The sequence below is a fragment of the Streptomyces sp. DH41 genome, assembly GCF_029813785.1.
GTDB lineage: Bacteria > Actinomycetota > Actinomycetes > Streptomycetales > Streptomycetaceae > Streptomyces.
This window is the reverse complement of the sequence record NZ_JARVKY010000021.1, coordinates 136,783-163,749: the sequence shown is the minus strand read 5'-3', so window position 1 is coordinate 163,749 and position 26,967 is coordinate 136,783. Positions and strand designations below refer to the sequence as shown.

The window sequence follows — 26,967 nt, the reverse complement described above, 5'->3', positions numbered from 1 at the left end:
CGCGGGGTCAGTCGCCCACCGAAGCCTCCGCCCCCGTCGTCCGCGGCGTCCCGTCGGTCCCGGCCTTCCCGTCGGTCCCGCCGGGGAGGCCGGCCGGGCGGTCGGGGTTGTCGCGGCGGCGGAAGAGACGGCTCGCCAGCGGCTCGGTGAAGCGGGCGGTGAGGGGACCGAGGACGACCAGGATGAGGACGTAGGCCGTGGCCAGCGGGCCCAGGGACGGTTCGATACCGGCCGAGACCGCGAGGCCCGCGATGACGATCGAGAACTCCCCGCGGGCCACCAGCGCGCCGCCCGTGCGCCAGCGGCCCTTGACGGAGATCCCCGCGCGCCGCGCCGCCCAGTACCCGGTGGCGATCTTCGTCACGGCGGTGAGCAGTGCCAGCGCGAGCGCGGGCAGCAGGACCGGCGGAATGCTGGCCGGATCGGTGTGCAACCCGAAGAAGACGAAGAAGACCGCCGCGAACAGGTCCCGCAGCGGGCTCAGCAGCGTGTGCGCACCCTCCGCGACCTCCCCCGACAGCGCGATGCCCACCAGGAAGGCGCCCACCGCGGCCGACACCTGGAGCTGCTGCGCGACGCCCGCGACCAGGATCGTCAGGCCCAGCACCACCAGCAGCAGCTTCTCCGGGTCGTCGCTGGAGACGAACCGCGATATCAGACGGCCATAACGCACGGCCACGAACAGCACCAGACCCGCCGCGGCCAGCGCGACCGCCAGCGTGATGCTGCCGGTCATCAGCCCGGCACCGGCGACCAGAGCCGTGACGATCGGCAGGTACACCGCCATCGCCAGGTCCTCCAGGACCAGCACGCTCAGGATCACCGGGGTCTCCCGGTTGCCGACGCGGCCGAGGTCGCCGAGCACCTTCGCGATGACCCCGGACGACGAGATCCACGTCACCCCGGCCAGTACGACGGCGGCCACCGGGCCCCAGCCCAGCAGCAGCGCGGCCACCGCGCCCGGCACCGCGTTGAACGCGCAGTCGACGAGGCCGGCCGGATAGTGGGACTTGAGGTTGGTGACCAGGTCACCGGCCGTGTATTCGAGACCCAGCATCAGCAGCAGCAGGATGACGCCGATCTCGGCGCCGGTGGCGACGAACTCCTCGCTCGCGCCCAGTGGCAGCAGCCCGCCCTCGCCGAACGCCAGACCGGCCAGCAGGTACAGCGGGATGGGGGAGAGGCGGTACCGGCCGGCGAACCGGCCGAGCAGCCCGAGCCCCAGAATGATGGAACCGAACTCGATCAGAAGGACCGCGGAGTGCACCGGCTCACTCCTGCCCGAGTATCGTCGCGGCCGCGTCGACGCCCTCGCGGGTGCCGATGACGATCAGAGTGTCACCACCCACCAGACGGAAGTCCGGCGCGGGCGACGGAATCGCCTCGGCCCGCCGCAGCACCGCGACGATCGACGCGCCGGTCTCGGTGCGCATGCACGTCTCGCCGAGCAGCCGCCCGTTCCAGCGGGACGTCGCGGCCACCTCGATCCGCTCGGCGACCAGCCCCAGATCCGTGGTGTAGAGCAGGTTCGCGCTGTGGTGGGACGGCTTCAGGGCGTCGATCAGCGCGCCGGCCTCCGGGCCGGCCAGCCTCAGTGAGTGGGCGCAGGAATCGGGGTCGTCGGCCCGGTACACGTTCACCGTTCGGGTTCCGTCGCGGTGTGCCACCACCGAGAGGTGGCGGTGTTCGCGGGTCACCAGGTCGTACTGGACCCCGATACCCGGCAGCGGCGTCGCCCTCAGGCGTGGAGCTGACACGAGTTTTCCCCTCATTCGTCCTGCGTCTCTTGCTGCGCTGCGCGTACGTGCGTGACGTGCTCGCGGCCTCGCCATGCTGTCATCCGCACGTACGGTGGCGATATGGGTGTCGTGACGGATATACGCAGCCGGTCGCGGGCGGCGAAGCTGGTCGAGGCGGTGTCGTGCGCGAAGGCCGGGAGGAGCGGGAAGAGGACCGTGTCGCTGTTCTGGCGGATCTTCCTGCTCAACGCCGCGGGCCTGGTCGTCGCCACCGCACTGCTGCTGGGACCGGTCACCGTGTCGACGCCCGTCCTGGTCGGTGAGGCCCTGATACTGCTGGCCGGCCTCGCGACGCTGCTGATCGGCAACGCGGTCGTCCTGCGCCTGGGACTCACCCCGCTGCACCGGCTCGGCCGCGCCATGGCCACCGCCGACCTGCTGGTGCCCGGGGCCCGGCCGGAGGTCGCCGGACCGGCCGAGGCGGCACAGCTGATCGCGACGTACAACACGATGCTGGACCGGCTCCAGGCCGAACGCGCCGCGGGTGCCGGCCGCGCGCTGCAGGCCCAGGAGGACGAACGCCACCGCATCGCGCGCGAGCTGCACGACGAGGTGGGGCAGACCCTCACCGCCGTCCTCCTCCAGCTCAAGCGGGTCGCCGACCGGGTGCCGGCGGGACTGCGCGAGGAGGTGGCCCTGTCGCAGGAGGCCACCCGGGCGGGCCTCGACGAGGTCCGCCGCATCGCCCGCCGCCTGCGCCCCGGTGTCCTGGAGGAGCTGGGCCTCGCCAGCGCCCTGCGCTCGCTCGCCGCCGAGTTCACCCACCACGGGCTGACCGTCCACCACCAAGTCCCCGGCGATCTGCCCCCGCTCGCCCCGGACGCGGAACTCGTGATCTACCGGGTCGCCCAGGAGGGCCTGACCAACACCGCCCGCCACGCCGCCGCCGACCGCGCGGAGCTCAGCCTCCGTCCGTCGCCCGGCGGCGTCGAACTGCTCGTACGCGACAACGGCACCGGCCTCGGCGAGGCCTCCGAGGGCGCCGGCATCCACGGCATGCGCGAACGGGCCCTGCTGATAGGAGCCGAGATCCACTTCGAACCCGCCCCCGGACGGGGCACCGACGTACGCCTGCACGTCCCGACCCCACCAGGGGACCGCTCCGCGAACCGAGCCGAGGACGCGCCGGGGGACGCGCCGGGGGGCGCGCCAGGGAGCTCGTCCGTGACCCGGGCCGAGGACGGGGCCGGACTCCGGTCCGTGGCCCGGGCCGAGGACGCGGCCGGAAGCCAGTCCGTAGACCGAACCGAGGACGCGGTTGGGGACCGGTCCTCAGACCGAACCGGAGACCGCCCCTGATGTCCGCCCGGCCCCCGATCCGCGTCCTGCTCGCCGACGACCACACCCTCGTACGCCGCGGTGTACGCCTCATCCTGGACGGCGAGCCGGACCTGACGGTCGTCGCGGAGGCCGGGGACGGCGCCGAGGCCGTCGCGGCGGCGCGGGCCACCCAGGCCGACCTGGCCGTGCTGGACGTCGCCATGCCCCGCATGACCGGCCTCCAGGCGGCCCGTGAGCTCTCCCGCCGCCTGCCCGAACTGCGCATCCTCATCCTGACCATGTACGACAACGAGCAGTACTTCTTCGAGGCGCTGAAGGCCGGGGCCTGTGGCTACGTCCTCAAGTCCGTCGCCGACCGCGACCTGGTCGAGGCGTGCCGGGCGGCCGTACGCGACGAGCCGTTCATCTACCCGGGCGCCGAGCGGGCCCTGGTCCGCTCCTACCTGGACCGCCTGCACAGCGGCGGTGGCCTGCCCGAGCGGCCCATCACGGAACGCGAGGAGGAGATCCTCAAGCTCGTCGCCGAGGGGCACACCTCCAAGGAGATCGGCGAGCTGCTGTTCATCAGCGCCAAGACCGTCGAACGCCACCGCGCCAACCTCCTCCAGAAGCTGGGCGTCCGCGACCGCCTGGAGCTCACCCGGTACGCGATCCGCGCGGGTCTCATCGAGCCCTGACCTGCCCTGACCAGCCGCGACCCTGGTTGTCCACAGGTGGCCAGGGCCATCGCCGCCGACCGCCTACCCTTATTGCCATGAGCAGCATCGACCGGAGTCAGTCAGTGGGCGGCACACGCACCTATGAAGTACGCACCTACGGGTGCCAGATGAACGTCCACGACTCCGAGCGATTGTCCGGACTGCTGGAGGACGCGGGCTACGTCCGCGCCCCCGAGGGGGCCGACGGCGACGCGGACGTCGTCGTCTTCAACACCTGCGCCGTACGGGAGAACGCCGACAACAAGCTGTACGGCAACCTCGGCCGCCTCGCCCCGAGGAAGGTGAGCCGGCCCGGCATGCAGATCGCGGTCGGCGGCTGCCTGGCGCAGAAGGACCGCGACACCATCGTGAAGCGGGCGCCCTGGGTGGACGTCGTCTTCGGCACGCACAACATCGGAAAGCTGCCCGTCCTGCTGGAGCGCGCCCGCGTGCAGGAGGAGGCGCAGGTCGAGATCGCCGAGTCCCTGGAGGCGTTCCCGTCCACGCTGCCCACCCGGCGCGAGAGCGCCTACGCGGCTTGGGTCTCCATCTCCGTCGGCTGCAACAACACCTGTACCTTCTGCATCGTCCCGGCCCTGCGCGGCAAGGAGAAGGACCGCCGCCCCGGCGACATCCTCGCCGAGGTCGAGGCCCTGGTCGCCGAGGGCGTCTGTGAGATCACCCTCCTCGGGCAGAACGTCAACGCCTACGGCTCCGACATCGGCGACCGTGAGGCCTTCAGCAAGCTGCTGCGCGCCTGCGGCACGATCGACGGTCTGGAGCGCGTCCGCTTCACCTCCCCGCACCCGCGCGACTTCACCGACGACGTCATCGCCGCCATGGCCGAGACGCCGAACGCGATGCCGCAGCTGCACATGCCGCTCCAGTCCGGCTCCGACCCGGTGCTGAAGGCGATGCGCCGGTCCTACCGCCAGGACCGCTACCTGGGCATCATCGAGAAGGTGCGCGCCGCCATCCCGCACGCGGCCATCACCACCGACATCATCGTGGGCTTCCCCGGCGAGACCGAGGAGGACTTCGAGCAGACCCTGCACGTGGTGCGCGAGGCCCGCTTCGCCCAGGCCTTCACCTTCCAGTACTCCAAGCGGCCCGGCACCCCGGCCGCGGAGATGGACGGCCAGATCCCCAAGGCGGTCGTCCAGGAGCGCTACGAGCGTCTCGTCGCCCTCCAGGAGGAGATCTCCTGGGAGGAGAACAAGAAGCAGGTCGGCCGCACCCTGGAGCTCATGGTCGCCGAGGGCGAGGGCCGCAAGGACGGCGCCACCCACCGCCTCTCCGGTCGCGCCCCCGACAACCGCCTGGTGCACTTCACCAAGCCCGGCCAGGACGTCCGCCCGGGGGACGTGGTGACGGTCGAGATCACCTACGCCGCTCCGCACCACCTCCTCGCCGAGGGCGAGGTGCTGGGTGTGCGCCGCACGCGCGCGGGTGATGCCTGGGAGAAGCGCAACGCGGCCGAGCAGGCCAAGCCCGTGGGCGTGATGCTGGGCCTGCCGAAGGTCGGTGCTCCGGAGCCCCAGCCTGCCGTGGCGGGTGGCTGCGGCTGCGACTGACCGCGGGGCGGACGGCCGTGGCCGCGGGCACGGGGTTACGCTGCCGATCATGCTTGTCGCCGCCGCCGTCTGTCCCTGCCCGCCGCTCCTCGTGCCGGAGGTCGCCGCGGGTGCCGCGCCCGAGCTGGACGCCGCGCGTGCCGCGTGCGCGGACGCGCTGGGGGTGCTCGCCGCCGCCCGGCCCGACCGGCTCGTGGTCGTCGGCCCGGGCGACGGCGCGGGGCTCGAGGCCTATCCGCACGGCGCACGGGGATCCTTCCGCGGCTTCGGCGTGGATCTTGAGGTGAGCCTGGGCCCGGACCGCGGTACGCAGGCGGAGCGGGCCGAATCGGTAGGGACCGAAACGGTGCGTACCGAATCGGAGCGGACCGAGGCCGAGTTGCCGTACGGGCTGGCCGTGGGTGCCTGGCTGCTCGGTCGCACCGGGTGGGCCGACGCTCCTGTCGAGGGCATCGGCGTGGGGGAGGACCTCCCCGCCGAGCGCTGCGCCGCCATCGGACGGGACACCGCCGCGCGGGCCGGGCGGGTGGCCATGCTGGTGCTGGGAGACGCCAGTGCCTGCCGCACACTCAAGGCCCCCGGGTACCTCGACGAGCGTGCGGCGCCCTTCGACGCGGAGGCGGGGCGTGCGCTGGGAGCGGCGGACGTGGCGGCTCTCGCGGCGCTGGACGTCGCACTGGCCCGCGAGCTGAAGGTGTCCGGCCGGGGCCCCTGGCAGGTCCTGGCGGGCGCGGCCGAGGACACGGACCTCGCCGGCGCGCTGCTGTACGAGGACGCGCCGTACGGGGTCGGGTACATCGCCGCCACCTGGTCGTAGGCAGGGTGACGCCCTGCGGCGTTCAGGACGCGGCGGGGCGCGTCGGCAAGCGTCGGCGGGATGTGTCGGTCATCGGTCGCACGCCGAGTCGGCGGACGGTCCGGAGCTGAGCCGCTCGGGACCGTCCGCCGTCGTGCCGGTGACTCGCCGGTGCGCCGGGGCGCGCGGGTCAGGAAGCCGGAGGCGGCCCGGTCGGCGGAGTGCCGCCCGGGGTGGTGCCCGGTGTGCCGCCGTCGGCGTCCTTGTGGGCGAGGCGGTCCATGGCGCCCTTCGCCTTCCCGGTGCCCGTCTGGATCCGGTCGCTGTACTTGCCCTTGGTCCTCTCGTCGACGGTCCTCGCCACCTTGTCGAGACCGCGATCGATCTTGTCCTCGTGCTGCCGCGCGAGGTCGGAGACCTTGCCCTTCGCCGGTCCCAGCCTGGCCTTCACGTTGTCCAGCAGACCCATGGTTCGCCTTCCCTCACGGGGCGGTCAGGTGCGGGCGCCCTTGTCGGCCTCGTTGTCGACGGCCTCCCCGGCGGACTGCTGCTTGGGGATGCCGACGCTCTCGGAGTCGGCGGAGTCGGCGGCGTCGGTGGCCTCGGTGGCCTCAGCGGGCTGGACCGTGTTCCGGGGGCCGGCGTCGGCCGTCTCCGCGGCTTCTGCGGTGCTCTCCTCAACCGCACCTTCCGGCTCGGGGGCGTCGGCCGGTGTCTCGGCGGCCGGCGCCTCCTGCGGGGACTTCGACTTCCGAAAAAGCCGTGCAAAAACGCCCATATCAACTCCATAGGTTACTCGTGCGGGCGAAATCCCGCGGCATCCGGTGCGTCCGTTCGCGTGGCCGGGGCCACGGCCCCGGTGGTCCGGGGCGCGGGAACCTCGCAACGGGGAACGAGCCCGGCCCCGCACCGTCACGTAACTCGTTCGAGAGCCGGATGAGAGGTTTGCGAGACTGGTGCGGTGAGCAGCGCACCCCCCGCCCCCCGCGTCATCGCCGTAGTCGGACCCACCGCGGCCGGAAAGTCCGATCTGGGCGTATTCCTGGCCCAGCGGCTCGGCGGCGAAGTCGTCAACGCCGACTCCATGCAGCTCTACCGTGGGATGGACATCGGTACCGCCAAACTGACGCCCGAGGAGCGCGGTGCTGTCCCCCACCATCTTCTCGACGTCTGGGACGTGACGGTCACGGCGTCCGTCGCCGAGTACCAGCGACTGGCGCGGGAACGGATCGACGCCCTGCTCGCCGAGGGCCGCTGGCCGATCCTCGTCGGCGGCTCCGGACTCTACGTCCGCGGGGCCGTCGACAACCTGGAGTTCCCCGGCACCGACCCCGAGGTCAGGGCCCGGCTGGAAGAGGAGCTGGAGCTGCGGGGCCCGGGTGCGCTGCACGCCCGTCTGGCCGCCGCCGACCCGGAAGCCGGGCGGGCCATCCTGCCCGGCAACGGGCGCCGGATCGTGCGCGCCCTGGAGGTGATCGAGATCACCGGCAGGCCCTTCACCGCCAACCTTCCCGGCCACGACTCCGTCTACGACACCGTGCAGATCGGCGTCGACGTCGCGCGCCCCGAGCTGGACGAGCGGATCACCCGCCGGGTCGACCGGATGTGGGAAGCGGGTCTGGTCGACGAGGTGCGCGCCCTCGAGGCGCGGGGGTTGCGCGAGGGGCGTACGGCGTCGCGCGCGCTCGGCTACCAGCAGGTACTCAGGGCGCTCGCCGACGAGTGCACCCTCGACGAGGCGCGGGCCGAGACCGTCCGTGCCACCAAACGCTTCGCGCGCCGTCAGGATTCGTGGTTCAGGCGCGATCCGCGGGTGCACTGGTTGAGTGGGGCTGTGGCGGATCGCACGGAACTTCCGCGGCTCGCCCTGTCGTTGGTCGAACGACCGGTTACAGCCTGATCACGTGATGGCATCGGGACGCCCCGGCCGTCATCCGGGCCATCGACGGCGTGCCATCATCGAGCTTCGATCGACCGAGTGAGTCCTAGTTGGGAGGGCGCGTGGCGATGGAGGCCGGCCCTCACAACCCCGCACCAAGCACCGAGCACGGCACCGCCGGCCACGACGGGCCGGAGCCGGACGGAGCGGCTCTGAGCCCCGACGGCCCCGACGAGGCGCCGGAGGGTGTGGCCGCCGACGGCCCCGAGCCCGACGAGATGTACGGGGACGAGGTCGAGGTCGAGCTGCGTCCGCAGCGACGGCTGCGGATCTGGCAGCTCGCTCCCATCGTCTGCCTGGCCGCGGTCGGCTCCCTGATGTTCGCCTTCCCGCTCGCCTTCGACTTCGGCGACAGCGGCGCGGTGATCGCGATGCTGGGGCTGCTGATCTGCTCCTGCGCGGCCGGCTGGGGCATGATGGCCGCCCGCCGGGTCGGCCACACCTGGCCGGGCCTGCCGCAGCGAGGATCGGGCCGCCGCGCGGACTGGCGGATGATCCTCGTCTACGTCCTGGCGGTCGCCGCCGTCGTCGCCCTGGCCGTGTGGCGGGTGGACCGCCTGCGCGGCTGACACGAGCCCGCCCTCCCGTCCACGCACTGCCACGTGCGTACCGGTCCCTCCCGTCCACGTGTGTGCCCGCCTTCCCGTCCGCGCGCGCCCGCCTCCGCGTCGCCCGTCGTACCCACGCCGTACGATCGAGGAATGAGCACGCGGATCGCCTTCCTCAAGGGTCACGGCACCGAGAACGACTTCGTGATCGTTCCGGACCCCGAGAACGTCATCGACCTGCCTCCCGCTGCCGCCGCCGCCCTGTGCGACCGCCGCGCGGGCATCGGCGGTGACGGACTGCTGCACGTGGTGCGGTCCGCGGCGCACCCCGAGGCCAGGGACATGGCGGCCGAGGCGGAGTGGTTCATGGACTACCGCAACGGCGACGGCTCGGTCGCGGAGATGTGCGGCAACGGCGTACGGGTCTTCGCGCGCTACCTCCAGCGCGCCGGGCACGCCGCCGAGGGCGATCTCACCATCGCCACGCGGGGGGGCGTGAAGCGCGTTCACCTCGCGAAGAACGGCGACGTGACCGTGGGCATGGGCCGCGCGCTGCTCCCCGGGGGCGATGTCGTGGTGAGCGTCGACGGGCGCAGCTGGCCCGCGCGGAACGTGAACATGGGCAATCCGCACGCGGTCGCCTTCGTCGCCGACCTCGCCCACGCGGGCGACCTGTACTCCCCGCCGCCCTACGAACCCGCCACCGCCTACCCGGACGGCGTCAACGTCGAGTTCGTGGCCGACCGCGGCCCCCGTCACGTCGCGATGCGCGTGCACGAGCGCGGCTCCGGGGAGACCCGCTCGTGCGGAACCGGCGCGTGCGCCGTCGCCGTCGCCACCGCCCGCAGGGACGGCGCGGACCCGACGGTCACCGGTACCCCGGCGACGTACACCGTCGAGGTGCCCGGCGGCACCCTGGTGATCACCGAGCGCCCCGACGGCGAGATCGAGATGACGGGCCCCGCGGTGATCGTCGCCGAGGGCGAGTTCGACGCCGGATGGCTGGAAGGGGTACTCGCCTGAACCACAACCCGGTCACAGCACTCAGTCCGTGACACTCAGTGCGAAACCCAAACCCTCGGACCATCGCTCGAATGGGTGATCCGTTTCACGCTCGGCGAGAGGCGGTCGGCCGCACGTGATGGGCTCGATAGCATCAAGCACCGGCCCGGACGGGGGACCGACACCATCCCCTGAGCCGTGTCCGCCCTGGGATACCCCGTCCGCCGGTCCGTGCAGCCGGAGGTGCCCATGAACGCGGAGGCCGTGAATCCAGCGAGCCCAGGCCCTGTGACGCCCGCAGCCACCGGCGCCGGCGCACCGTCGACGCCCCGCAGGAAGGCCCGCCCCCGGATCGACCTGCGCCGCCTGGGCCGCGCCGCACTGCTCGGCTCCGCCGCCCGCGGCAGGCTGCCCGACGCCATCGGCCACGTCGTCGAGGCCCACCGCGCCCACCACCCCGACGCCGACCTCGACCCGCTGCGCCGCGCCTACGTGCTGGCCGAGTCCTCGCACCGCGGCCAGACGCGCAAGAGCGGCGAGCCCTACATCACCCACCCGCTGGCCGTCACCCTGATCCTCGCCGAACTCGGCGCTGAGACCACCACGCTCACCGCCTCCCTCCTCCACGACACCGTCGAGGACACCGAGGTGACGCTCGACCAGGTGGGCGACCAGTTCGGTGCCGAGGTCCGCTACCTCGTCGACGGCGTCACCAAGCTGGAGAAGGTCGACTACGGCGCCGCCGCCGAGCCCGAGACCTTCCGCAAGATGCTCCTCGCCACCGGCAACGACGTCCGCGTGATGTCGATCAAACTCGCCGACCGGCTCCACAACATGCGCACCCTCGGCGTCATGCGCCGGGAGAAACAGGAGCGCATCGCCAAGGTGACCCGGGACGTGCTCATCCCGCTCGCCGAGCGGCTCGGCGTCCAGGCGCTCAAGTCCGAGCTGGAGGACCTCGTCTTCGCGGTGATGCACCCCGAGGAGTACGAGCGCACGCGGGAGCTGGTCGACGAGAACGCCGCCCGCGCGGACGACCCGCTCGCCGCGGTCGCCGACGACGTGCGCAAGGTGCTGCGCGAGGCGGACATCCCGGCGGACGTTCTCATCCGGCCCCGCCACTTCGTCTCCGTGCACCGTGTCTCCCGTAAACGGGGACCGCTCGACGGCGCGGACTTCGGCCGCCTCCTGGTGCTCGTGCAGGAGGACGCCGACTGCTACGCCGTCCTCGGTGAACTGCACACCTGTATGACGCCGGTCGTCTCGGAGTTCAAGGACTTCATCGCCGTACCCAAGTTCAACCTGTACCAGTCGCTGCACACCGCGGTGGCCCGCGCGCAGGACGGCCAGGTCGTCGAGGTCCTCATCCGCACCCACCAGATGCACAAGGTCGCCGAGGCCGGAGTCGTCGCGCTCGGCAATCCCTACGCGCCGCCGGCGGAGGAACAGACCGCGGGCGACGGCGAGCGCGCCGACCCGACCCGTCCCGGCTGGCTCTCCCGGCTGCTCGACTGGCAGCGCGGCGCCCCCGACCCCGACACCTTCTGGTCCACCCTTCGCGAGGACCTCGCCCAGGACCGCGAGATCACCGTCTTCCGCCCCGACGGCGGCGCCCTCGGCCTCCCCGAGGGCGCGACCTGCGTGGACGCCGCGTACGCCCAGTACGGCGAGGACGCGCACGCGACCATGGGCGCCCGGGTCAACGGCCGCCTGGCGACCATGAGCACGGTGCTGAGGGACGGCGACACGGTGCACCTCCTGATGGGGCAGGACCCCGCCTCCGAGCCCTCCAGGGAGTGGCTGGAGCACGCCCACACACCCGCCGCGCGGATCGCCATCCAGCGCCGGCTCTCGGCCCACCCGCAGCCGGCGCCCGTAGCAGAGGCGGAGGCGTCCCGCGGTCCCGGCGCGGGTGACGCGCCCGCCGCACGCCCGACGTCCGTCGGACCGGCCGCCCGTCCCGCCTCCGCCGACGTCCTCGTCGACCCGCCGGGCGCGACCGTGCGGCTGGCCGGCTGCTGCACCCCCGTACCGCCCGACGAGATCACCGGTTTCGCCGTACGCGGGGGAGTGGTGACCGTGCACCGCGCTCAGTGCGCGGTGGTGGCGCGCATGAAGAGCGCGGGGCGCGCGGAGGTCGGCGTGCGCTGGGGGGAGAGCACGCAGTGCCGGGTCACCCTGCTCGCCGAATCGTTCGGCCGCCCGCACCTCCTGGCCGACCTCACGGAGGCCATGGCAGTCGAAGGCGCCGAGATCGTCTCCGCGACCGTCGAGCCCCCCGACCGGCAACGGGTCCGCCACACCTACACCGTCCTGCTCCCGGACGCGGCCCGGCTGCCCGCCCTCATGCGCGCGATGCGAGACGTGGCCGGGGTGTACGACGTGAGCAGAGCACAGCCGCAGACCACGGGAGTCTGAGCGCGCCGGTCGACGGACCAGGAGAGCCGGACCGGGCGACGGCTCCCGGTCACTGGCCGCCGGTCACTGGCCGCCGGTCACTGGCCATGGGGCGTGCGCCATGGGGCGTGCGCCACGGGGCGTGCGCCACGGGGCGTGCGCCACGGGGCGTCGGCTGCCGGGCGTACCCGTTCGGGTGCTCCGGGCGCGCGCCGTCGCCGCGGCGCACGCGCGCGCTGATAGCCGTGGGGAATGCTGCACACCCCTCACACCCCCACTCGGCGAACCCGCGGGCCGGCCCGCCGCCGGCTCAAGGCCGCGGCCCTGCTCGCCTCGGCCGTCTCCGTCTGCCTGGTCGCCGCCAGCGCGCCGCCGGCCCCTCTGGGCGTCGGCGACCGGCTCTTCCCCCACCTGGGCAACCCCGGCTACGACGTGGCGGCGTACGACCTCTCCTTCACCTACTCCGGCAGCAACAGCGAGCCGCTGAAGGCCGTCACCACCATCGACGCCCGCGTCACGGCCGACCTGGAGCGGATCAACCTGGACTTCGCCCACGGCAAGGTCGACTCCGTCGAGGTTGACGGTGAGCCCGCCGGCTTCGCCACAGCCGGCGAGGACCTCGTCGTCACGCCCCAGGGCGCGCTCGACGAGGGCGAGCGGACGCGGATCACCGTGCGGCACAGCAGCGACCCGGTGTACCCGGAGAACCGCGAAGGCGGCTGGGTGCGCACCGCCGACGGCCTCGCCATGGCCAACCAGGCCGACGTCGCGCACCTGGTGTTCCCCTGCAACGACCACCCTTCCGACAAGGCCGGGTTCACCTTCCGTGTCACCGCCCCGGACGGGCTCACGGCCGTCGCCAACGGTCTGCCGGCGGGTGTGGACCGGGCCGGCGGATCGACCACGTGGACGTACCGGACCGGGCACCCCATGGCCACCGAGCTGGCGCAGGTCTCCATCGGCCGCTCCACGGTGCTGCACCGCACCGGCCCGCACGAACTGCCCGTCCGGGACGTCGTGCCGACGAAGCACCGCGCGGCGCTCGAACCGTGGCTGGAGAAGACCCCCGGCCAGATCGCCTGGATGGAGGAGAAGGCCGGGCGCTACCCCTTCGAGACCTACGGCCTGCTCATGGCCGACGTCACCACCGGCTTCGAACTCGAGACCCAGACGCTCTCCCTCTTCGAGCGGGAGCTGTTCACCCGACCCGGCTTCCCCGAGTGGTACGTCGAGTCGATCATGGTGCACGAGCTGGCCCACCAGTGGTTCGGCAACAGCGTCGGCCCGGCCACCTGGTCCGACCTGTGGCTGAACGAGGGACACGCCACCTGGTACGAGGCGCTGTACGCGCAGGAGAGGGCGGGCAGGTCCCTGGAAGCCCGTATGAAGACCGCCTACGGTGCCTCCGACCACTGGCGCGCGGCGGGCGGACCGCCGGCCGCGCCGAAGCCCCCGGACCCCGGCAACAAGATCAGCATCTTCCGGCCCAACGTCTACGACGGCGCGGCTCTCGTCCTCTACGCCCTGCGCCAGGAGATCGGCCGCCCCGCCTTCGAACGCGTCCAACGCGAATGGGTCGCCCGGCACCGAGACAGTACGGCGACGACCGCGGACTTCGTCCGGCTCGCCTCCGAGATCTCCGGCCGCGACCTGGGCGACTTCTTCCAGGCCTGGCTGTACGAAGAGAAGACCCCGCCGATGCCCGGGCACCCGGACTGGAAGCCGACGGCGACCGACCAGGCGCCGAAGGCCGCCAACGGGAACGCGCACGTGGAACGGGCCGGTGACGGCGTGAACCGGTGACGGCGCACGCGGAATAAGCCGGTGACGAGACGCCCCGTGCCGTGCGACCATCTTCGGGACGGCGCGGCACGGGCCCGGGAATCTCCCCGGCGGCTCGCGCGTTGTGCAGAGTGTCGCGGTATCCATGCCGCGCGATTCGCTTCCCAGCTACGTAAGGATCCAATGACCTCCTCTTCTTCCACCTCCCAGGACACCAAGCGTCTCGAGCAGACCTATCCCGAGGGCCTCCGGGCCGATGCCCTGATGGAAGAGGACGTCGCCTGGAGCCACGAGACCGACCCCAAGTGGGACGGCGAGCAGTTCGACCGCTCCGACCGCGCGGCGCTGCGCCGCGTGGCGGGCCTCTCCACCGAGCTCGAGGACGTCACCGAGGTCGAGTACCGCCAGCTCCGTCTGGAGCGGGTCGTCCTCGTCGGCGTGTGGACCTCGGGCACCGTACGGGACGCGGAGAACTCCCTCGCCGAGCTGGCCGCCCTCGCGGAGACCGCCGGCGCGCTGGTCCTCGACGGCGTCGTCCAGCGCCGTGACAAGCCCGACGCCGCCACCTACATCGGCTCCGGCAAGGCCGAGGAGCTGCGGGACGTCGTCCACGACACGGGCGCGGACACCGTCATCTGCGACGGTGAGCTCAGCCCCGGGCAGCTGATCCACCTCGAGGACGTCGTCAAGGTCAAGGTCATCGACCGTACGGCCCTGATCCTGGACATCTTCGCCCAGCACGCCAAGTCCCGAGAGGGCAAGGCGCAGGTCGCGCTCGCGCAGATGCAGTACATGCTGCCGAGGCTGCGCGGCTGGGGCCAGTCGCTGTCCCGGCAGATGGGCGGCGGCAAGGGCGGCGGCCTCGCCACCCGTGGTCCCGGTGAGACCAAGATCGAGACGGACCGGCGCCGGATCCGCGAGAAGATGGCGAAGATGCGCCGGGAGATCGCGGAGATGAAGACCGGCCGCGAGATCAAGCGCCAGGAGCGCAAGCGCCACAAGGTGCCGTCCGTGGCCATCGCGGGCTACACCAACGCGGGCAAGTCCTCGCTGCTCAACCGCCTCACGGGCGCGGGCGTACTGGTGGAGAACGCGCTGTTCGCCACCCTCGACCCGACCGTGCGCCGGGCCGAGACACCGAGCGGCCGCCTGTATACCCTGGCGGACACCGTCGGCTTCGTCCGGCACCTGCCGCACCACCTGGTCGAGGCGTTCCGCTCCACGATGGAGGAGGTCGGCGACTCCGACCTGATCCTGCACGTGGTGGACGGTTCGCACCCGGTCCCGGAGGAGCAGCTGGCCGCCGTGCGCGAGGTGATCAGGGACGTCGGAGCCACCGACGTACCCGAGATCGTCGTGATCAACAAGGCCGACATGGCCGACCCGCTGGTGCTCCAGCGGCTGCTGCGGGTCGAGAAGCGGTCCATCGCCGTCTCGGCACGCACCGGCAAGGGCATCGACGAGCTGCTCGCCCTGATCGACAATGATCTGCCGCGCCCGTCGGTCGAGATCGAGGCGCTCGTGCCGTACACCCACGGCAAGCTGGTCGCCCGCGCCCATGACGAGGGCGAGGTGATCTCCGAGGAGCACACCCCGGAGGGCACCCTGCTCAAGGTCCGGGTGCACGAGGAACTGGCGGCGGAACTCACGCCGTACGTACCGGCGCCCGCCCTCTGACGTACACGCGAGAAGGCCCGCCCCCGCACATCGCGGGGGCGGGCCTTCGGCACGCGGGGGGCACGGACCACGGACTTCCGTACACTCCGTCCGGTCACTGACCGCCGTACGTCCTGCTCATGTTCTGGTACATCGCCTCGGCCTCGCGGCCCAGCTGCGGGCCCGCCAGCCAGGTGTTCTCCAGGGGGCCGATCGAGGTGTTCGACACCAGCTTGGTCTCGCCGTCCACCACCCGGAACCATCCGCCGCCGGACGAACCACCGGTCATCGTGCAGCCGATGCGGTACATCGTCGGCAGCGACGGGCTCAGCGACAGCCTGCCGGGCCGGTCGACGCACTTGAACATCGCCAGACCGTTGTACGGGGGCGCGGCCGGGTAGCCCCAGGCGCCCATGCTGGTGACCTCACTCGCGGCAGGGGCGGAGAAGTCCACCTCCAGCGCGGCGCCGACCGTCTCCTCCAGGGACTTGCCGCCCTGCTCCGGCTTCACATGCAGCACGGAGTAGTCGTACGCGGCCCCGTCACCGCCGTTGTCCGCACCGCCCTTGATCCACTGGTTCGAGGTCGAAGCCCAGTCGGCCCACCAGGTGCCGTAGGGGGACATCTCGGTGATCGACGCGCCCGCCAGTTCCGCCTCTGACTTGCCGAGGTCGTTGTACGACGGCACGAAGGCGATGTTGCGGTACCAGCCGCCGCTTCCGCCGGCGTGCACGCAGTGGCCCGCCGTCCACACCAGGTTGGACTTGCCCGGGTTGTTCACGTCCTTGATGACGGTGCCGGAGCAGACCATCGACCCCTCGGGGGAGTCGAAGAAGACCTTGCCGACCGGGGCGGCGTTCTCGTGGTACGGCGTCTTCTCGGCCACGGCCTCGACGGGCGCCGGCTCCGGGTCGGTGGCGCCCTGGGCGGTGGTGTCCTTGGTCGTGACGGTCTTGTCCGCCTCCTTCGCGGACCGCATCCGGTCCGGCTCCCACAGGCCCTCGATCACCGGGTTGACGAAGTCCTTGGCCTCACTGAGCCACTTGTCCTTGTCCCAGTCCTTCCAGCCGCCGTCCTTCCACTGGTCGACGTCGATGCCGTGCTCCTTGAGCCGGTCCGCGAGATCGGCCGGGAGCCGGACCTTGCCGTCGCCGGTGCCTCCCGTGTCGCCGGCATCGGCGGCCTGCGAGGCGCCACCGCCGGGCCCGGCGTCGGCCTCGTCCTTCTCCGAACCGCCACAGGCGGTCGCGGTGAGCGCCAGTGCGGCGACGACACCGATGGCGGCGAGTGCGGTGCGCCGTCGGCGCCGTGCTGCGGTGGACGTGGGTGTGGATGCGGAACTCATGGTGGAACGACCCCCGTTGCTACGTATGAACGTCGACGTACGAACGCCGACGCGTGAATGTCGTGGAACCGGCGATGGGGTGCCCGGATCACCCGACGCACCCCACCGCCTCCGAACCGGGCGCTGTCCCTCAGCGCGCGATCACTGACCGGCGAACTTGCCGCTCACCGCGTCGAACACGCCCTTGGCCTCCTCGCCCAGCCGCGGACCGGCCAGCCAGCCGGCCGTCACCGGGCCGATCGAGGTGTTGGACACCAGCGCCGGCTTGCCGTCGGACCCGGCCGCGACCCAGCCGCCGCCGGACGAACCACCGGTCATGGTGCAGCCGATGCGGTACATCGTCGGATCCGAGGCGTTCATCGACAGCCGCCCGGGCTTGTCCTCGCACTGGAACAGCTTCTGACCGTCGTACGGCGGCGCGGCCGGGTAGCCGATCGCCTTCATGCTCTCGACCTCCGGCACGGCGGGCGCCTCGAAGTCCACCGGAAGCGCCGAGCCGACCGTCTCCTCCAGCGACTTGCCGCCGCTGCCCTTCTCCGGGGTCACGTGGATGACGGCGAAGTCGTACGAGGCACCGTCGCCGCCCGTCGCGCCGCCCTGCTCGATCCACTGGTCCGAGGTCTGGGCCCAGTCGCCCCACCAGACGCCATAGGGAGCGACCTCCTCCTTGGTGGCGTTCTGCAGTTCCGCGTTCGACTTGCCGGCATCGTTGTACGACGGCACGAAGGCGATGTTGCGGTACCAGCCGCCCTTCTTGCCCGCGTGCACGCAGTGGCCGGCCGTCCACACCAGGTTGGACTTGCCCGGGTTGGCCGGGTCCTCCACGACGGTCGCCGAGCAGACCATCGAGCCCGCGGGCGAGTCGAAGAGCAGCTTGCCCGCCGTGGCGGCGCTGTCGTGGTACTTGGGCGGCACGGCCTGAGCCTGCACCGGCTGCGGCTCGGGGTCGGTGACGCCCTGGTCACCGGAGATGTCGCTGTCGTCGACCTCCTGGTCGGGTTCCTCGGCGTCCCGCATCCGGTCCGGGTCCCACAGGTCCTCGATGATCGGGTTGACGTAGTCCTGCGCCTCACGCAGCCAGTCGTCCTTGTTCCAGTTCTTCCAGGCGCCGTTCTTCCACTCGTCGACGTCGATCCCGTGTTCCTTGAGCTTGTCCTTGATGCTGTCCGGGATCCGGATCTCGCCGTTGCCGCCGTCCGCGGCGGACGCGGAGGCGGAGGCGTCGCCGCTCGCCTCGGGGTCGCCGGACTCGCAGGCGGTGGCGGTGAGCGCGAGCGCCGAGACGAGCGCCACGGTGACCGGCACGGGGGACGTTCTGCGCCGCCCGCGCCTGTGCCCGCGCGTGGTGAACGACGGCCGTATGGATCGCATGGTTGGTAACTCCCCCTACTGTGAACTGCACTGGAACGGCACCACACACTATTGGTTCGCTGTGGGGGAGTTCCGATGGAACGGCAACGGTTCGGATACAGCCGCCTGACCTGGCACGCGGCATCCGGGCCGGGCCGGACGTACCCGAAGCCGCACCGCGGTTCCGGAGCCGACGACGAGCCTGCCGCCCAGCAACGGATCTTCACGCTACCCGTAACCCGGTGAACGGCCCGCGGTTGGTAGCGGTGGGGGGCCTGCTGTCCGGGTGCGGTCCCCCGCGCCGAAGGCGACCCGACACGTCGGGTCGCGTCTGGACAGCGGGAGGTCGGAGAGCCGTGGCGCAGAAGAGCGCTCAGAAGGAAGCGCAGGAGAGCGCCCCGAAGACAGCGCAAGAAAGCGCCCCGAAGCGTCAGACGGCGCGGGAGCCCTCAGCACGCACCTACGCGCGCGCCCTTCCCGTCGTACCCGTCCGCGCCCGGGGGCTCACCATCGAGGGCGCCGACGGCCGCCGCTACCTCGACTGCGTCTCGGGCGCGGGCACGCTGGTCCTGGGACACAACCACCCGGTCGTGCTGAAGGCGATCCGTGAAGTCCTCGACTCGGGCGCCCCCTTGCAGGTCATGGACCTCACCACCCCCGTCGAGGACGCCTTCGTCACCGAACTGCTGCGCACCCTGCCGCCCGGACTCGCCCACCACGCGCGCGTGCGGTTCTGCGGGCCGGCCGGTACGGATCCCCTCGCCACCGCGGGCCGACTGGTCCGCGCCGCCACCGGCCGGGCCCGGGTGATCGCCTTCACCGACGCTCACCACAGGACGACCGCCGAGGCGTGCGCGGGGCACAGTGCCACCCGCGACGAGCCGCTCGCCCGCCTGCCGTACCCGCAGGACCGGCACTGTCCGTTCGGTGTCGGGGGCGAGCGCGGAGCCGAACTCGCCGCCCACTGGGCCGAGTCCGTCCTCGACGACCGCCGGTCGGGGGAGGAACTGCCCGCAGGGGTGATCCTGGAGCCGGTCCGCAGCGAGAGCGGTGTGCTTCCCGTGCCGGACGCCTGGACGCGGCGCATGCGCCGGATCACGGCCGAACGGTCCGTCCCGCTGATCGCCGACGAGACCGAGACGGGCGTCGGGCGGACGGGTGCCTTCTGGGCGGTCGAACACAGCGGCGTCGTCCCCGACGTGCTGGTCCTCTCCAAGGCGATCGGCGGCAGTCTGCCGCTGGCCGCGGTGGTCCACCGCGACGACCTGCACACGGGGGAGCCCGGCACCGGCACCTTCCGGGGCAACCAACTGGCCCTGGCCGCGGGAGCGGCCACCCTCGCCCACGTCCGCGAACACCGCCTCGCCGAGCACGCCGCCGCACTGGGCAGCCGGATACTGGCCCGACTGCGCGGCCTGGCCGAGGAGTTCGAGTGCGTCGGTGACGTGCGAGGGCGGGGACTGATGATCGGCGTCGAACTGACGGCACCGGACCGTACGCGCGACGCGCCCGCCAACGGAGTCCGCCCCGGTACCGCCGCCGAACTCGCCGCCGCCGTCCAACGGGAATGTCTGCGTCGCGGGCTGATCGTGGACGTCACGGGCCCCTCCGCGAACGTCGTACGCCTGCTGCCGCCGCTGATCGTCACCGAGGAGCAGACGACGGCGGTCCTGGACCGACTCGCCGACGCGGTGGAGACGGTGGACCGGAGCCGTGGCGACCACGCACCGCCTCGCGGGGTGTGCGCCGCGCTCTGAATCCCGCGCCCAGACCACAGCACGTCACGAGGAACCGCGTTGCACATCGACCCCGCACCCGAATCGGTGCCCGCCGCTCCCACCGCAGCCGTACCTCCGCGCCCACCGGCGACCGCCGCCATTCCCCCACCCGCAGGCACGCCGGATACCACCGCTGACCGCGTGGGCCACCCCGAGCCTTGTGCGGCCGCTCAGCACGCCGCAGTGGAGAACCTGCTCCGCTGCTGGGTGCGAGAGACCGACGCGCCCGCCCCCGACGACGGCGTCCTGCGGGTACCGCTCCCCGTCGGCGGTACGGCCCTGGCCGTTCCCGTCCACTACTGGTCACCGACCGGCCGACACCGCTTCGGCCTCCCGCGCCTGGCCGACGCCCCGGCCTCGGCGCCGCCCGTGGACGCGGTCACGGTCGCCGCGCTGCTCGTCCGGGAGACGTCCGGCGACCAGGGGCCCGACGGAGCCGACCTCGTCGCCCGCGTCGCCGACTCCGTCCGCCGCACCGCGGTATTCCTCCAGGATCGCGGGGAACGCCCTGCCGTCGCTTCTGGTGCCTCGGACCCCTCCGGTCCCTCGGACCCCTCCGGTCCCTCGGACGGCTCCGACCTCTTCCTGGCCGCAGAGCAGGCGCTGCTCCTCGGACACCCGCTGCACCCCACCCCAAAGAGCAGGGAGGGGCTCACGGAGGCCGAGGCACGGCGGTACTCACCCGAACTGCGCGGCTCCTTCCCGCTGCACTGGGTGGCCGTCGACCCGTCCGTACTCGCCACCGACTCGGCCTGGACAGAACGCGGCCGCCGGATCGCCGCGCCCCGGCTCACCGCGCGCCTCGCCGGAGACGGGGCCGCGCCGCCGGACGGCTACGTACTCCTTCCCCTGCACCCCTGGCAGTTCCGCGCGGTACGCCACCGGCCTCAGACCGCGGCCCTGCTGGACGCCGGGCTGCTCAGGGACCTCGGCACCCGGGGCGCCCCCTGGCACCCCACCTCCTCCCTGCGGACCGTCCATCGCACCGGCGCCTCTGCCATGCTCAAGCTCTCGCTGGCCCTGCACATCACCAACTCCCGCCGGGAGAACCTCCGCAAGGAACTCCACCGAGGGGTCGAGGTCCACCGTCTGCTGCGCAGTGGCCTGTCCCGTCAGTGGCAGGCCGCCCACCCCGGCTTCGACATCGTCCGCGACCCGGCCTGGCTCGCCGTCGACGGACCGGACGGCAGGCCCGTGCGCGGGCTCGACGTCGTCATCCGGCACAACCCGTTCCGGCCCTCGGACGACGTCTCCTGCGTCGCGTCTCTCGTCGAGCCGTGGCCGCACGGGCCGGCGGACGGTTCCGACCGGCACGCCGCCCGCGCCCCGCGCTCCCGGCTGGCCGAGGTCCTCACACGACTGGCCGGGCGGACCGGCCGTCCCCGCGAAGCCGTCGCCGTCGAGTGGTTCCTGCGCTATCTCCACCACGTCGTAGCTCCCGTGCTGTGGCTGGACGCCCACGCCGGGATCGCCCTGGAGGCGCACCAGCAGAACACCCTGCTCCTGCTGGACACCGACGGCTGGCCGGCCGGCGGCCGGTACCGCGACAACCAGGGCTACTACTTCCGCGAGTCCCGGCGCGCGGAACTCGACGCCCGGCTGCCCGGCATCGGCGAGCACAGCGACACGTTCGTCGCCGACGATGTCACCGACGAGCGCTTCGCCTACTACCTGGCGATCAACAACGTGTTCGGCCTCATCGGCGCCCTCGGTTCCCAGCACCTCGCCGACGAGCGAGTGCTGCTGGCGGCCTTCCGGAGTTTCCTCGGGGGTCTCGCCTCGAGGCCCGAGCCGCCGTGCAGTCCGCTGCCGGCACACCTTCTGGACTCATCCGTCCTGCGCTGCAAGGCCAACCTGCTGACCCGGCTGCACGGCCTCGACGAGCTCGTCGGCCCGGTGGACACCCAGTCCGTCTACGTCACCGTCACCAACCCGCTGCGTCCCTGAGCACGCTGCCGCCGCCCCTCCCCGTCCCCCTCTCCCGAAAGAGCGACACTGTGGCTTCCACCGATGCGAGCGCCGACGACACCCTGGACCTGCACCTTCCCGAGGAGTTCGTCGCCCTCTTCCGGAAGGAGGAGCACGACCTGGCGGGAACGGAGACGACGCGGACCGGCGACGATCTGCTCGACCGTGTCGTCGAATGGGGGCCGGCCGTCACCGCCGTGGGGGTTTTCCACCTGGTACCGGTCCGTGTCGAACAGGACGTACCCGTCATCAGCCGCTGGATGAACGACCCCGCCGTCGCCGCGTTCTGGGAGCTGACCGGACCACAGAGCGTGACCGAGGAGCACGTACGGGCACAGCTGGCCGGCGACGGACGAAGCGTCCCGTGCGTGGGCGTGCTGGACGGTGTGCCGATGAGCTACTGGGAGATCTACCGGGCCGACCTCGACCCGCTGGCCCGGTACTGCCCCGTCCGGCCGCACGACACCGGCCTTCACCTCCTGATCGGCGATGTCGCCGACCGAGGGCAGGGCGTCGGAACCACGCTGATCAGTACCGTCACCGACCTCGTCCTCGCCAGGCGGCCCGCCTGCACGCGCGTGCTCGCCGAACCCGACGTCCGCAACACGGCCTCCGTCGCCGCGTTCCTCGGCGCCGGGTTCCGGTTCTCCGCCGAGGTCGACCTGTCCGCCAAGCGAGCCGCCCTCATGATCCGTGACCGGACGCCGTGCGACCTGCCGTAGCGTCGTGCGGCCCGCCCCGCCGGCCTGATCAGTAGCCACCCCCACTCGTCGACCGGCCCCGCCCGCCGCACGCCCAGGAGCATCCTTGCCCCCGCCGTTCCCGCAGCCCGCCCCGTCCCTCCAGCCTCTGCCGTCCCTCCCACGTCTGCCGTCCCTCCCGCTGCTCCTGTCCCTCCAGCCTCTCCAGTCCCTTGCTCCCGCCTTGCGCGCCCGCTTGTCAGTGCCGGGTCGTAGGGTGGTCGCGCTATGACGAAGCCCTCACTCCCCGAACTCCTGCACGCCGCCGTCACCGCCGTCGGCGGCACGGAGCGTCCCGGCCAGGTGGCCATGGCCGAAGCCGTCGAGGAAGCCATCGACGGTGGCTCCCATCTGCTGGTCCAGGCCGGCACCGGCACCGGCAAGTCCCTGGGTTATCTGGTGCCCGCCCTGGCCCATGGGGAGCGGGTCGTGGTGGCCACCGCGACCCTGGCTCTCCAGCGCCAGCTGGTCGAGCGGGACCTGCCCCGCACGGTCGACGCACTCCATCCCCAGCTGCGTCGCCGCCCGGAGTTCGCGATGCTCAAGGGCAGGTCGAACTACCTGTGCCTGCACCGGCTCCACGAGGGCGTCCCGCAGGACGAGGAGGAAGGCCTCTTCGACCAGTTCGAGGCCGCCGCGCCCACCAGCAAGCTGGGCCAGGACCTGCTGCGGATGCGCGACTGGGCGCACGAGACGGAGACGGGCGACCGCGACGACCTCACTCCCGGTGTCTCCGACCGTGCCTGGTCGCAGGTGTCGGTGTCCTCCCGGGAGTGCCTCGGCGCCTCGAAGTGCGCCTACGGCGCCGAGTGCTTCGCCGAGATGGCCCGTGAGCGCGCCAAGCTCTCCGAGGTCGTCGTCACCAATCACGCCCTCCTTGCGATCGACGCCATCGAGGGCGCACCGGTCCTGCCGCAGCACGAGGTGCTGATCGTCGACGAGGCGCACGAGCTGGTCTCCCGTGTCACCGGGGTCGCCACCGGCGAACTCACCCCCGGCCAGGTCAACCGCGCGGTGCGGCGGGCCGCGAAGCTCGTCAACGAGAAGGCCGCCGACCAGCTCCAGACGGCGGCCGAGGGCTTCGAGCGGCTCATGGAACTGGCGCTGCCGGGCCGCCTCGAGGAGATCCCGGAGGACCTGGGCTACGCGCTGATGGCACTGCGCGACGCCTGCCGTACGGTCATCTCCGCGATCGGCGCGACCCGCGACAAGTCCGTGCAGGACGAGGACGCCGTCCGCAAGCAGGCGCTGGCCTCGGTGGAGTCGGTGCACGACGTGGCGGAGCGGATCACCAACGGCTCCGAGTGGGACGTCGTCTGGTACGAGCGGCATGACCGCTTCGGTGCCTCCTTGCGGGTCGCCCCCATGTCCGTCGCCGGCCTGCTGCGCGAAAAGCTCTTCAGCGACCGCTCGGTCGTCCTGACCTCCGCGACCCTGAAGCTGGGCGGCGACTTCAATGGCGTCGGCGCCTCCCTCGGCCTCGCCCCGGAAGGCACCGAGGGCGACGACGTCCCCCAGTGGAAGGGCTTCGACGTGGGATCGCCCTTCGACTACCGCAGGCAGGGCATCCTGTACGTCGCCAAGCACCTGGCCCGCCCCGCCCGCGACGGCGACCGCGGCGACATGCTCGACGAGCTGACGGAGCTCATCCAGGCGGCTGGCGGCCGCACGCTGGGGCTGTTCTCCTCGATGCGGGCGGCCCAGCTGGCCGCCGAGGAACTGCGCTCCCGCATTCCGGAGTACCCGATCCTGCTCCAGGGTGAGGAGACGCTCGGTGAGCTGATCAAGAACTTCGCCGCCGACCCGAAGACCTGCCTCTTCGGCACGCTGTCGCTCTGGCAGGGCGTCGATGTCCCCGGGCCGAGCTGTCAGCTGGTCGTCATGGACAAGATCCCGTTCCCTCGTCCGGACGACCCCGTGATGAGCGCCCGCCAGAAGGCGGTGGAAGAGGCCGGCGGCAACGGCTTCATGGCGGTCGCCGCCACGCACGCCGCGCTGCTGATGGCCCAGGGCGCGGGCCGTCTCGTACGGGCTTCGGGTGACCGCGGCGTGGTCGCCGTACTGGACCAGCGGCTGGCGACGGCCCGGTACGGGAGCTATCTCAAGGCGTCGATGCCCGACTTCTGGTTCACCACGGACCGCAACCAGGTCCGCAGGTCACTCGCCGCGATCGACGCGACGGCACGACAGAAGGAGACGGAGGCGGAGACGAAGGCGGAGGCGGCGGCCGAAAGCGACTGAGCGCGGAGCCGCACGTCGGTCGCCCGCGCCTGGTGCTCCGCACAGCGCGGGGCCCCGGAACCGGCGCAGAGGTTCCGGGGCCCGGTCGGGTCGGCGGGTCGCTGTCGCGGAGCACCCGCCCGCCATGGCGCTCAGACGCGGCGCAGTACGGCCACCACCTTGCCGAGGATGGTCGCGTCGTCACCGGGGATCGGCTCGTACGCCGAGTTGTGCGGGAGAAGCCAGACGTGGCCGTCCTCGCGCTTGAAGCGCTTCACGGTGGCCTCGCCGTCGAGCATGGCGGCCACGATGTCGCCGTTCTCGGCGACCGGCTGACGGCGGACCGTGACCCAGTCGCCGTCGCAGATGGCGGCCTCGATCATCGAGTCGCCGACGACCTTCAGGACGAACAGCTCGCCGTCACCGACCAGCTGCCGGGGCAGGGGGAAGACGTCCTCGACGGACTCCTCGGCGAGGATCGGGCCACCGGCGGCGATGCGCCCCACGAGCGGGACGTACGAAGCGGCCGGCTTGCCGGCGGTGTCCGTGGGCTGCACGGAGGCGGCCTGGTCGGAGCCGCGCACCTCGTAGGCGCGCGGTCGGTGCGGGTCGCGGCGCAGGAAGCCCTTACGCTCCAGCGCCATCAGCTGGTGCGCGACGGAGGAGGTGCTGGAGAGGCCGACGGCCTGACCGATCTCCCGCATCGACGGCGGGTATCCGCGCCGCTGCACCGAGTCGCGGATGACCTCGATCACCCGGCGCTGTCGGTCGGTGAGTCCCGAGCTGTCCGCCCGGATGCCGGGAGGTCGCCCCGGCAGGGAGCGTTTGTGCCCCTCTGGATTCGCGGCGTCGCTCATCGCGTGCACCGGCTCAGGTCGGCCCTGGGGGCGGTCCTGGGCAGTGATGGCGGCACTGTCGGCGGTGGTGGTCACGTCGGCCCCTCTCGATGGTCTCCCTGCTGCACAACGGTAGTAGCTTTCGAAAGGTTGCGCCAAACACACGTTCGAGTGAAAAATCGCGAATCGATCGCCCGGATCGTGTGTCTAGGTGTATGGCTACCGCGATGCCTGGCGGACAAAAGGGCCCATTGCTGTACTCTTCACCGCCGTGGTGACAACCTCGGGGAGGTCGCTCCAGTCTGCCATCCGGCATCCCGTTCGACGGCGTGGGTCCCCCATCTGTGCGGTAGTCCCACGTCCCCTCCTCGCGGCGCCCACGGTATCTCCGCATGCCGCCGGGCGATACGTCCGCGCGTGCGCGCGTCCACCGTGTCGCCGCGGCCGTACGGCGTTCGCACGCACGGGAGCGACACGGGTGCAGGGCGTGTATGTATGAGCCAATCCCCACATCTAGTGGTTGGATTGCATCAGCAGCCCACAAGTTGTGGTCCCCCGGGTCTTCGGGCCCGCCGCGATCGCCTATGCTGGGTGCTGCTTCGAGGGGCCTGAAGGGCCTCGCGAGGCTATTGAGTCTGCTGTGAGGAGGGTTCGGAGATCATGCACTGCCCCTTCTGCAGGCACCCCGACAGCCGCGTCGTCGACAGTCGTACGACCGACGACGGCACGTCGATCCGCAGGCGCCGCCAGTGCCCTGACTGCTCCCGTCGTTTCACGACCGTGGAGACGTGTTCGCTCATGGTGGTGAAGCGGTCCGGGGTCACCGAACCGTTCAGCCGAACCAAGATCATCAACGGTGTGCGCAAGGCCTGCCAGGGCCGGCCCGTCACCGAGGACGCGCTCGCCCAACTCGGCCAGCGGGTCGAGGAGGCGGTGCGGGCCACCGGCAGCGCCGAGCTGACCACCCACGACGTGGGGCTGGCCATACTCGGTCCGTTGCAGGAACTCGACCTCGTCGCCTATCTGCGATTCGCCTCCGTCTACCGGGCGTTCGACTCGCTCGAGGACTTCGAGGCCGCGATCGCGGAGCTCAGGGAGGCGACGGGGCGCCCCGGCGAAGACGGCGACGACGCCGGCGCGGGGAGCCCGGAGAACGACCGCGGGTCCACGGGGGCGGCACAGGTCCCCGAACCCGCAGGCGCCGCCGACTGACCGGCGGGCCGGACCCGGACTTCGGCGCCCGGGCCCGGCCGGACGG

At 72.1% G+C, this 26,967-nt stretch carries 21 protein-coding genes and 1 pseudogene; 15 read left to right on the top strand and 7 right to left on the bottom strand.

The features are described from left to right. Nucleotides 1-7: 7 nt before the first annotated feature. Together QC283_RS29480 and QC283_RS29475 are read right to left on the bottom strand one after the other, a co-directional pair. Nucleotides 8-1,267, bottom strand: coding sequence for a cation:proton antiporter (locus QC283_RS29480; protein WP_279564760.1), 1,260 nt, complete (start codon nt 1,265-1,267; stop codon nt 8-10). A gap of 4 nt (nt 1,268-1,271) precedes the next feature. Beyond that, nucleotides 1,272-1,757, bottom strand: coding sequence for a cation:proton antiporter regulatory subunit (locus QC283_RS29475; protein ID WP_279564759.1), 486 nt, complete (start codon nt 1,755-1,757; stop codon nt 1,272-1,274). A 102-nt stretch (nt 1,758-1,859) separates the two neighbouring features. Between QC283_RS29475 and QC283_RS29470 the strand changes: the two are divergent. From QC283_RS29470 to QC283_RS29455, 4 genes and pseudogenes are all read left to right on the top strand, one after another. Beyond that, a pseudogene (locus QC283_RS29470) lies at nt 1,860-2,927 on the top strand (HAMP domain-containing sensor histidine kinase); the annotation flags it as partial. 170 nt (nt 2,928-3,097) lie between these two features. Beyond that, nucleotides 3,098-3,757 (top strand): response regulator transcription factor, encoded by a 660-nt coding sequence (locus QC283_RS29465; protein ID WP_279564757.1) that lies wholly within the window; start codon nt 3,098-3,100, stop codon nt 3,755-3,757. A 77-nt stretch (nt 3,758-3,834) separates the two neighbouring features. Next, nucleotides 3,835-5,352 carry a tRNA (N6-isopentenyl adenosine(37)-C2)-methylthiotransferase MiaB gene (gene miaB / locus QC283_RS29460; protein WP_279564756.1) on the top strand — a complete coding sequence of 506 codons (1,518 nt, stop codon included), beginning with the start codon at nt 3,835-3,837 and terminating at the stop codon, nt 5,350-5,352. A 49-nt stretch (nt 5,353-5,401) separates the two neighbouring features. Continuing rightward, the gene (locus tag QC283_RS29455; RefSeq protein ID WP_279564755.1) at nt 5,402-6,169 is read left to right on the top strand and encodes a class III extradiol dioxygenase subunit B-like domain-containing protein; all 768 of its coding nucleotides are present in this window, start codon (nt 5,402-5,404) and stop codon (nt 6,167-6,169) included. 169 nt (nt 6,170-6,338) lie between these two features. On the opposite strand, the gene QC283_RS29450 is transcribed toward QC283_RS29455, so the two are convergent. Then, nucleotides 6,339-6,617 (bottom strand): antitoxin, encoded by a 279-nt coding sequence (locus tag QC283_RS29450; RefSeq protein WP_279564754.1) that lies wholly within the window; start codon nt 6,615-6,617, stop codon nt 6,339-6,341. 24 nt (nt 6,618-6,641) lie between these two features. After that, nucleotides 6,642-6,926 (bottom strand): hypothetical protein, encoded by a 285-nt coding sequence (locus tag QC283_RS29445; protein WP_279564753.1) that lies wholly within the window; start codon nt 6,924-6,926, stop codon nt 6,642-6,644. Between the two features lie 183 nt (nt 6,927-7,109). On the opposite strand from QC283_RS29445, the gene miaA reads away from it, so the two are divergent. The 6 genes from miaA to hflX all read left to right on the top strand — a co-directional run bounded on the left by miaA (nt 7,110) and on the right by hflX (nt 15,493). Continuing rightward, the gene (gene miaA / locus QC283_RS29440) at nt 7,110-8,048 is read left to right on the top strand and encodes a tRNA (adenosine(37)-N6)-dimethylallyltransferase MiaA (RefSeq protein WP_279564752.1); all 939 of its coding nucleotides are present in this window, start codon (nt 7,110-7,112) and stop codon (nt 8,046-8,048) included. A gap of 107 nt (nt 8,049-8,155) precedes the next feature. Further along, nucleotides 8,156-8,656, top strand: coding sequence for a hypothetical protein (locus tag QC283_RS29435; protein WP_279564783.1), 501 nt, complete (start codon nt 8,156-8,158; stop codon nt 8,654-8,656). 132 nt (nt 8,657-8,788) lie between these two features. After that, on the top strand, nt 8,789-9,658 hold the full coding sequence (dapF, locus tag QC283_RS29430) for a diaminopimelate epimerase (RefSeq protein ID WP_279564751.1): 870 nt from the start codon (nt 8,789-8,791) through the stop codon (nt 9,656-9,658). 228 nt (nt 9,659-9,886) lie between these two features. Continuing rightward, nucleotides 9,887-12,055, top strand: a complete 2,169-nt coding sequence (locus QC283_RS29425) for a RelA/SpoT family protein (protein WP_279564750.1) — start codon at nt 9,887-9,889, stop codon at nt 12,053-12,055. A gap of 231 nt (nt 12,056-12,286) precedes the next feature. Continuing rightward, nucleotides 12,287-13,837: a M1 family metallopeptidase gene (locus QC283_RS29420; protein ID WP_279564749.1), complete on the top strand. Its 1,551-nt coding sequence runs from the start codon at nt 12,287-12,289 to the stop codon at nt 13,835-13,837. A gap of 162 nt (nt 13,838-13,999) precedes the next feature. After that, nucleotides 14,000-15,493 (top strand): GTPase HflX, encoded by a 1,494-nt coding sequence (hflX, locus tag QC283_RS29415; RefSeq protein WP_279564748.1) that lies wholly within the window; start codon nt 14,000-14,002, stop codon nt 15,491-15,493. 94 nt (nt 15,494-15,587) lie between these two features. On the opposite strand, the gene QC283_RS29410 is transcribed toward hflX, so the two are convergent. Together QC283_RS29410 and QC283_RS29405 are read right to left on the bottom strand one after the other, a co-directional pair. Next, nucleotides 15,588-16,817, bottom strand: coding sequence for a trypsin-like serine peptidase (locus QC283_RS29410; protein ID WP_279564747.1), 1,230 nt, complete (start codon nt 16,815-16,817; stop codon nt 15,588-15,590). 141 nt (nt 16,818-16,958) lie between these two features. Continuing rightward, the gene (locus tag QC283_RS29405) at nt 16,959-18,188 is read right to left on the bottom strand and encodes a trypsin-like serine peptidase (protein WP_279564746.1); all 1,230 of its coding nucleotides are present in this window, start codon (nt 18,186-18,188) and stop codon (nt 16,959-16,961) included. Between the two features lie 335 nt (nt 18,189-18,523). Here QC283_RS29405 and QC283_RS29400 point away from each other — a divergent pair, with 335 nt between their 5' ends. From QC283_RS29400 to QC283_RS29385, 4 genes are all read left to right on the top strand, one after another. Beyond that, entirely contained in the window at nt 18,524-19,924 is a 1,401-nt protein-coding gene (locus QC283_RS29400; RefSeq protein WP_279564745.1) for an aminotransferase class III-fold pyridoxal phosphate-dependent enzyme, read from the top strand. 39 nt (nt 19,925-19,963) lie between these two features. After that, on the top strand, nt 19,964-21,892 hold the full coding sequence (locus QC283_RS29395; RefSeq protein ID WP_443032707.1) for an IucA/IucC family protein: 1,929 nt from the start codon (nt 19,964-19,966) through the stop codon (nt 21,890-21,892). Between the two features lie 50 nt (nt 21,893-21,942). Beyond that, nucleotides 21,943-22,635, top strand: coding sequence for a GNAT family N-acetyltransferase (locus tag QC283_RS29390; protein ID WP_279564744.1), 693 nt, complete (start codon nt 21,943-21,945; stop codon nt 22,633-22,635). 246 nt (nt 22,636-22,881) lie between these two features. Beyond that, nucleotides 22,882-24,894, top strand: a complete 2,013-nt coding sequence (locus QC283_RS29385; RefSeq protein ID WP_279564743.1) for an ATP-dependent DNA helicase — start codon at nt 22,882-22,884, stop codon at nt 24,892-24,894. Between the two features lie 131 nt (nt 24,895-25,025). On the opposite strand, the gene lexA is transcribed toward QC283_RS29385, so the two are convergent. After that, the gene (gene lexA, locus QC283_RS29380) at nt 25,026-25,805 is read right to left on the bottom strand and encodes a transcriptional repressor LexA (RefSeq protein ID WP_279564742.1); all 780 of its coding nucleotides are present in this window, start codon (nt 25,803-25,805) and stop codon (nt 25,026-25,028) included. A 564-nt stretch (nt 25,806-26,369) separates the two neighbouring features. On the opposite strand from lexA, the gene nrdR reads away from it, so the two are divergent. After that, the gene (gene nrdR / locus QC283_RS29375) at nt 26,370-26,921 is read left to right on the top strand and encodes a transcriptional regulator NrdR (protein ID WP_279564741.1); all 552 of its coding nucleotides are present in this window, start codon (nt 26,370-26,372) and stop codon (nt 26,919-26,921) included. The last annotated feature ends 46 nt before the right edge of the window (nt 26,922-26,967 follow it).

Coding starts and splice junctions, on each gene's coding strand:
- QC283_RS29450 (WP_279564754.1), bottom strand. CDS start 6,617: ATGGGTCTGCTGGACAACGTGAAGGCCAGGCTGGGACCGGCGAAGGGC.
- nrdR (WP_279564741.1), top strand. CDS start 26,370: ATGCACTGCCCCTTCTGCAGGCACCCCGACAGCCGCGTCGTCGACAGT.
- QC283_RS29410 (WP_279564747.1), bottom strand. CDS start 16,817: ATGAGTTCCGCATCCACACCCACGTCCACCGCAGCACGGCGCCGACGG.
- QC283_RS29425 (WP_279564750.1), top strand. CDS start 9,887: ATGAACGCGGAGGCCGTGAATCCAGCGAGCCCAGGCCCTGTGACGCCC.
- miaB (WP_279564756.1), top strand. CDS start 3,835: ATGAGCAGCATCGACCGGAGTCAGTCAGTGGGCGGCACACGCACCTAT.
- QC283_RS29385 (WP_279564743.1), top strand. CDS start 22,882: ATGACGAAGCCCTCACTCCCCGAACTCCTGCACGCCGCCGTCACCGCC.
- dapF (WP_279564751.1), top strand. CDS start 8,789: ATGAGCACGCGGATCGCCTTCCTCAAGGGTCACGGCACCGAGAACGAC.
- QC283_RS29465 (WP_279564757.1), top strand. CDS start 3,098: ATGTCCGCCCGGCCCCCGATCCGCGTCCTGCTCGCCGACGACCACACC.
- QC283_RS29455 (WP_279564755.1), top strand. CDS start 5,402: ATGCTTGTCGCCGCCGCCGTCTGTCCCTGCCCGCCGCTCCTCGTGCCG.
- QC283_RS29445 (WP_279564753.1), bottom strand. CDS start 6,926: ATGGGCGTTTTTGCACGGCTTTTTCGGAAGTCGAAGTCCCCGCAGGAG.
- QC283_RS29405 (WP_279564746.1), bottom strand. CDS start 18,188: ATGCGATCCATACGGCCGTCGTTCACCACGCGCGGGCACAGGCGCGGG.
- hflX (WP_279564748.1), top strand. CDS start 14,000: ATGACCTCCTCTTCTTCCACCTCCCAGGACACCAAGCGTCTCGAGCAG.
- QC283_RS29420 (WP_279564749.1), top strand. CDS start 12,287: ATGCTGCACACCCCTCACACCCCCACTCGGCGAACCCGCGGGCCGGCC.
- QC283_RS29435 (WP_279564783.1), top strand. CDS start 8,156: ATGGAGGCCGGCCCTCACAACCCCGCACCAAGCACCGAGCACGGCACC.